The sequence below is a fragment of the Neobacillus drentensis genome, assembly GCF_036966985.1.
GTDB classification, from domain to species: domain Bacteria; phylum Bacillota; class Bacilli; order Bacillales; family Cytobacillaceae; genus Neobacillus; species Neobacillus drentensis_E.
Genome location: NZ_JBALSN010000299.1, coordinates 1 through 6,402 on the forward strand (window position 1 = coordinate 1; position 6,402 = coordinate 6,402).

Consider the following 6,402-nt stretch of genomic DNA (forward strand, 5'->3'; position numbering starts at 1 on the left):
TGGCGCTCTATCGTCCGAACCCAGGAAAAGAGGAGGAATTAAAAGAAATCCTTAAAGTACATATCCCAACACTTCGCGCGGAAGAGTTAATTACTGATCGAGAATTATTGACGCTTCAAGCAGCGGATGGGACGATCATTGAAATCGCAGAATGGCGATCAACAGAGGCCATTGAAAAGGCACACCAATCTACTAGGGTCATGGCTGTTTGGAATAAAATTGGTGTCTTATCCGAATTAACGAGTCTTTCCACGCTTGCTGAAGCCCAGCATCCGTTTCCTAATTTTAAGCCATTATAGATTTTCAAATGAAAGAAAAACACAAAAAGCAGTGGGATTAATGATATCCACTGCTTTTTGTTCGGATTAATTTTAATTTGTAAACACAAACTCCGTCCTGCTTCCCGTCTGATCTGCCCGGACTTCGAGACTGACGTCAATTCGTTCTTTGAGTTCCGGAACATGCGAGATAATACCAACTAAACGGCCGCTGCTTTGAATATCCATTAATGCTTCGATTGCCTGATCGAGGGACTCAGGATCCAACGTACCAAAGCCTTCATCGATGAACATGGTCTCTAAGGAAACCCCTCCGGCATAATTTTGAACAACATCAGCCAGACCCAGTGCGAGCGATAATGAAGCTTTAAAGCTTTCCCCGCCTGAAAGTGTTTTAACATGTCGTTCCTGACCCGTATACTGGTCAAACACAAGCAATTCCAGGCCACTTTGAGCATTCCCTTTTGAACGGTCTGTTTTTCTCAGCAATTGAAAACGGCCGGAAGTCATTTTTCGTAAGCGGCCATTGGCTTCTTGTAAAATATCATCCAGAAATGCAGCTAGTACATAGCGTTCAAAGGTAATCCGGAAGTTATTCTGGCCTTTAGCAATTTCAAAAAGATGACCAATTAACTTATACCGATCTTCAAGGACCTTCATTTGTTCATTCAAACTTCCCACACGGTTGTATATTTCTTCGTTATCCCGCTTTTTAACAAATAGATTGGTTTGCTGCTGGTTAAGAGCCTCGAATTCACTTGTGATTTTCTCAATCCCGTGCTTTATTCCATCGACATCTGGTGTTTTTACATTCATTAACTCATCGGTTAATTCTTTCAATCGGTCAGAAACCGAACGTAATTCTTCTCGATAACTGCGGATTTCAGCTTCAAGACTGCGAATTTCTGCTTCCGTCCGTTTCGCTTCAGCATAGGTACCGTATTTTTCAAAGCCTTGTTCTGAGAGTTTGTTAATAAAGATTCCTCTTTCGGAATCCAACTCCTGTTTTTTACTCTCATGATGCTTCTTGGCATCTAATAATCTTGCTGTTTCATTTGAAAGTTTTTCTTTCACTTGCTGCAGGCGCTGCTGTGCCTCTTCCAGTTGTTTCACTAACATTTGCTGCCGGTTTTTAGAATCCGCAAGTGCTTTTTCGTATTCCACTTCCGAGCGTAAATTCTCTGGAATGACTTTCATCATCCGAACAAGATTCGTCTTCTTTTCAGTGAATTGTACGGTTAACTCATTGATTATAGCTAAAACCTGCTGAAGTTTGTTTTGCACATCTACTTTTTCAACCTCTTTGGTCTCTAATTCCCTCTTCACTTGATCAAGTTGCTTGATCTTTTCCGCAAGCTTTTCTTGATTCTGAACTAGCTGGTTCTTTTCCGTCGATGCTTCCATTTTTGCATCCACTAAATGGTCAGCAGTAAAATTTGCCCGGAATGAACGAATATCGTTCATTATTTCTTCTACAGCTTCCCTTTGCGCTGCCTCAGCTGACTGACTCTGGTAAAAGGCGGCCTCATCTGCTGACTTTGCTTTTTCCCAGTTGGCACTTTGAGCCTTAGCTGCCTTCATTTCCTCTTCCGTCGGAATACTATCACTATTTTGTATCGCTGGTGATGGATGGTGCTCGGAGCCGCACACTGGACAGGCTTCACCTGATTGAAGTTTTGCTGCTAATATCGCGGCCTGGCCGTGCATCCATTTGCTCTCTAGTTGTTCGACCAATGCTCTTGAATCTGAATATCTAGCAGTAGTATTTTCATATCTCGCAGTCATCGACCGTAAATTTTGCTCGGCTTTTTGATGGCGCGCAAGCAGCATTTCGTATTTTTCAAAGCGATCAATTTCCGTCTTCAGTTTATCGATTCTGCCTGTATTTTCTAGAAAGATAAGCTTCCCTTTTTCAATTTCTTCCTTTTGACGTTGTAGATTCACTAGTTTCCCTTCTAGTTGTTCGAGAATTTGTTCGGCATGCTTAAGCTTCTGTTGCGCGGCTTTTAATTCAGCATCCTTATTTTGTGTTTCTTTAAGTAATGTTGCAAACGAATAGACATCCTCCCTCATATTGTCTAATCGATTTACCTCATCCAGGGCGGCCTGGCGTTCTCCTTCTCGTTCTTGTTCGTTTTGCAAATGTTGTTCATGCTGTTTTAAAAGTCCTTCTAATTTCTCCATTTCCATCTGAATGGATTTCAAATTTCCATCAAGTTGATCCACTTCGCGTTTTAAGCGGTGGCATAGTTCCTCTTGCTGCGCTAAAACGGCAGCCTTATGGGCAAGCTGGACCTGCTTTTCTTTCTCGTTGTACACTTCTTCCTGAGAAACAAGGCTTGCCTTTTGCCCCTTTAGCTCCTCTTTCATGTGCAGCTTCTTTAATACTCCCTCTGCTTCAATCAACTGCCCCTTCAGTTTGTCCTGGTTCTTACCTTTTTCTTTTAATTGGAGATTCAGTTGTTCTAACACTTCACCCATACCCGCAATTTCTGTTAGTAAAAGCGGCATGATGATTGTATCATTCACACTGTCTGCATCTAAATATTCACGAAGGTCTTGATTGGTTACAGCTTGTATGCGTCGAATCTGCTCATTTCTTGCTAGGACCTGGTCTTCAACCGACTTTTTCAGTTCGGTTGCTTCAACCTTTAGTTTCTCTTCCACCATTTTATATAATTGGGTATGGAACAGCCTCTGTAAAATAACTTCTTTATCCTTACTGTCTGAGGTGAGAAGTTTACGGAATTCACCCTGCGGAATCATTAAAATCTGTCGAAACTGATTGGCATCAATCAACATAATTTCCTTAATTTTTTCCTCAACATCATTGATTTTAGAAGCGAGCAGTTTCTTTTCGCCATTTTCTGCCCATATATATAACTCAGCTTTGGCACCTATTTGTGTATAGCCATCGCCTTTATCTTTCTTCTTCAATTGCTGTGGTGACCTCGTAATTGAGTATGCTTTGTTACGAAGGGAGAAATCTAGTGAAACCTCGGTTAATAACTCGTCTTTGGCAAACTGGCTGCGGAGTTCGGGACCATTGCGGTCCTCCCCACTTGCTTTTCCATAGATTGCATAACTGATGGCATCGAAAATGGTTGTTTTTCCGGCGCCGGTTTTTCCGGAAATAACAAACATTGTCCGATTACCTAGTGAGGTAAAGTCAATTTCTTCAAAGCCGGCATAAGGGCCGAAAGCTTGCATCGTTAGTTTTAGCGGTTTCATTTCAATCCCTCCTCCTTTAGCACTTTTTCAATGACTTCTATCATTGCCGCTTTTTTATCAAGCGAAAATTCGGAGGTTGTCATTTCAGTGTAAAATTGTTCAAACAACTCAATCTCTGATTTTTTCTCACTTCGAATCGACGTGAATGATTGTTTTTTCTTTAAATCGGTTAGATCTATTTTTCGTTCAAGATGGAGGACGTTGGGGTACACTTGACGTAATTTATTGATAGGATCAAGTAAAGCACCTTCATCAAGAAGAGTGATTTTTAAATAATCATGGATCGCTTCTTTTTCATAAAAATATGGATCAAGTAATTCCTCCAAATGCCCTTCTATTTCCCGCATATCATGTTTTGGTGAAAGCGAGCGGTAACGGTGTGTAAAGTTACCTTTATCATCCATTTCAATAATCGAAATCGACTTTTTCTGTTTGGCTTCCGAGAAAGAATATTTTAAAAGGGAACCTGAATATTTCACTTTATTGTGGTTAATGGCATCTGGGCTGTGTAAGTGACCAAGTGCAGTATAGGAAAATGGTTCGAACAATTCAGCACCTACACAACCGGAACCGCCTACAGACAAGACACGTTCAGAATCAGACGTTTGACCTCCTAAGACAAAGGCATGTCCAACCAACACATTAGGCTCATTCGGATTAAGATTTTCCTCCATTTTTCCGATCAGTGCTTTCATTGCTTCTTGATGGGAATGAATAGAATCATCCTCGAGTAGTTGACGGACTACTCCAGGCTCAGCATAAGGTACTAAATAAAAATTAACCCCGTTAACTCGCACAGGAGTAAAGCTGTTTGTTAATTTTCCTGATAAATAAAATTGGCTGTGCTTATACCAGGAACTGCCGAATGAAAGTCTTTCTGCACTATCATGGTTCCCAGCAATCGCCACAACCGGTGTTTTTAATTCTACATTAATCTTAAAAAGAATTTCATCGAGTAATTCCACGGCATCAGTTGGTGGTACCGAGCGATCATATAAATCTCCTGCAATAACAACAGCATCCGGCTTTTCTTCCGCGACGATGGCCACAAATTGTTCAAGTACTTCGCGCTGATTTTCTGTCATATAGACTCCATGGACTAGTTTGCCCAAATGCCAATCAGCTGTATGGATAAATTTCATCTGCTCACCCCAATTTATTATTCTGCATCTTTCCAATACTACTATTATAGCAAAATACAAATGGAAATGAGGTTGGAAATGCAAGCAGATTACTGGAATATTGGGTATTTTATACTAGGCATCATTTATAAACTAGTAAATACAAAAAACAGCCCGGAGCTTAGTCCGGGCTGTTATAGTAGATAACAAATTATTTTTTAGTTACGTTAGCAGCTTGTGGTCCACGAGCACCTTCAACAACTTCGAAAGATACTTCTTGACCTTCTTCTAAAGTTTTGAAACCTTCTGTTTGGATAGCAGAGTAATGAACGAATACGTCGTTACCGTCTTCAGCTTCGATGAATCCAAAACCTTTTTCTGAGTTGAACCATTTTACTTTACCGTTTTTCATGAAAAAAAATCCTCCTATTGGCTTATCACGTAAGCCATGTGTAAATTCACCAAATTACAACGTGATAGTTTTACTTCATTTCCTCATCCAAACATCGGTTAAAACTTTGAACAAGCTTTGTAACATAAATCTAATCTCGTGCAACGGCTGACTAAATTTTAGCATTCTAGTAACCTATATGTCAACAAAGGACAAAGCAATATAAACCTACAGATTTCTACATTTCGCCGCTTTTTTCAAATGGAATTCGAGTCAATTCGACATCAATTTCAGGCAGCTTCTTTGAGGAAATGAAAGTGTTTTCAAGAAAAAACGAACGATTAGTTAGCTATTTTTTTATATTGTTATTTTGTGATTATGTCGATTAATTTTGTCAAAAAAGAAAAATCCGAAGAATTTAGTTCTTCGGCATCGCTGGTTCTTCTTCATCTTCTTTAAATTTGTCTAGAATCGTGATTGTATCAACAAGATGATTGTTAAAAATTTGCCTAGCAACGGCAAGCAATTCGATGATCATCGGGTCTTTTAATGTGTAGATGACCTTATTGCCTTCTTTCGTTCCAGTAACAATATTCTTGGCTCTTAGAATGGTTAGTTGCTGTGAAACAGCCGACCCTTCACTACCTACAAGGGTTTGAATTTCATTGACATTCTTATCCCCTTCAGCTAATAGCTCTAAAATGCGGATTCTCAATGGATGTGCTAGCGCTTTGAAAAATTCCGCTTTAAATTGCTGCATTTCAAGATTCAATTTGTCCACTCCCATGCTATTTTAGAAAGTAGCAGTAAGCTTGGTCCTGCTTCCCTCTACAGCCTCTGTCGCTGATAGTTTTTTACATTCCCTAAAGGCGAAATGCTTACAGCCGAGGCATTTATTTTTGTTAATATGCTCAAGGGCATATTTGGATTGTTTCTCCAGTATGTTCAAAGAAATGTTCCTCGCCGATGATTTGATAAAGTCCTGTCTTTTTCAAAACACTTTCCGGCTGCGGATTTAAGCCCGATATCATGATTATACCACTTTTTGAAAAATGGCGAACAATACTAGATAAAGTCGCTTCACCGGTTGTATCCATTAATGGAACCTTACTCATGCGCAACAAAAGAATCTTGGGCCGATAATTGATGGTGCTCATGATTGTTTTTTCAAAAGTTTCCGCTGCCCCGAAAAATAATGGCCCCTCTACATTAAAAATACTAATTTGCGGGCAATCATTTGTATCAGAGACAATACCTGATTCGACTTTTTCATGCTTGTGTTTTCGGTTTGGCAATGCTTTCGCCGTAACCATGACGTCGCTCATTCGTTTGGCAAAAAGGATGGCAGACATAACTAAGCCTACCTCTACTGCCATGGTTA

At 40.0% G+C, this 6,402-nt stretch carries 6 protein-coding genes; 1 reads left to right on the forward strand and 5 read right to left on the reverse strand.

Features of this window, described 5'->3' with window-relative positions:
* On the forward strand, nt 1-299 hold a 299-nt coding region (locus V7659_RS19385; RefSeq protein WP_335541507.1), incomplete at its 5' end, for a putative quinol monooxygenase.
* A gap of 72 nt (nt 300-371) precedes the next feature.
* On the opposite strand, the gene V7659_RS19390 is transcribed toward V7659_RS19385, so the two are convergent.
* From V7659_RS19390 to V7659_RS19410, 5 genes are all read right to left on the reverse strand, one after another.
* Nucleotides 372-3,509 carry an SMC family ATPase gene (locus V7659_RS19390; protein ID WP_335541509.1) on the reverse strand — a complete coding sequence of 1,046 codons (3,138 nt, stop codon included), beginning with the start codon at nt 3,507-3,509 and terminating at the stop codon, nt 372-374.
* A complete protein-coding gene (locus tag V7659_RS19395; RefSeq protein WP_335541510.1) occupies nt 3,506-4,651 on the reverse strand; it encodes an exonuclease SbcCD subunit D in 1,146 nt (381 codons plus the stop codon). Before V7659_RS19395 ends, V7659_RS19390 begins: the two co-directional genes overlap by 4 nt.
* Before the next feature lie 190 nt (nt 4,652-4,841).
* Entirely contained in the window at nt 4,842-5,042 is a 201-nt protein-coding gene (locus V7659_RS19400) for a cold-shock protein (RefSeq protein WP_007083969.1), read from the reverse strand.
* 397 nt (nt 5,043-5,439) lie between these two features.
* On the reverse strand, nt 5,440-5,793 hold the full coding sequence (locus V7659_RS19405) for an ArsR/SmtB family transcription factor (protein ID WP_335541512.1): 354 nt from the start codon (nt 5,791-5,793) through the stop codon (nt 5,440-5,442).
* A 139-nt stretch (nt 5,794-5,932) separates the two neighbouring features.
* Nucleotides 5,933-6,402: sodium-independent anion transporter (locus V7659_RS19410; protein ID WP_335541514.1), on the reverse strand; the 470-nt coding region annotated here is incomplete at its 5' end.

What these genes read in the sequence shown, in the direction of transcription:
- V7659_RS19390 (WP_335541509.1), bottom strand. Translation starts at nt 3,509, where the DNA reads ATGAAACCGCTAAAACTAACGATGCAAGCTTTCGGCCCTTATGCCGGC.
- V7659_RS19395 (WP_335541510.1), bottom strand. Translation starts at nt 4,651, where the DNA reads ATGAAATTTATCCATACAGCTGATTGGCATTTGGGCAAACTAGTCCAT.
- V7659_RS19400 (WP_007083969.1), bottom strand. Translation starts at nt 5,042, where the DNA reads ATGAAAAACGGTAAAGTAAAATGGTTCAACTCAGAAAAAGGTTTTGGA.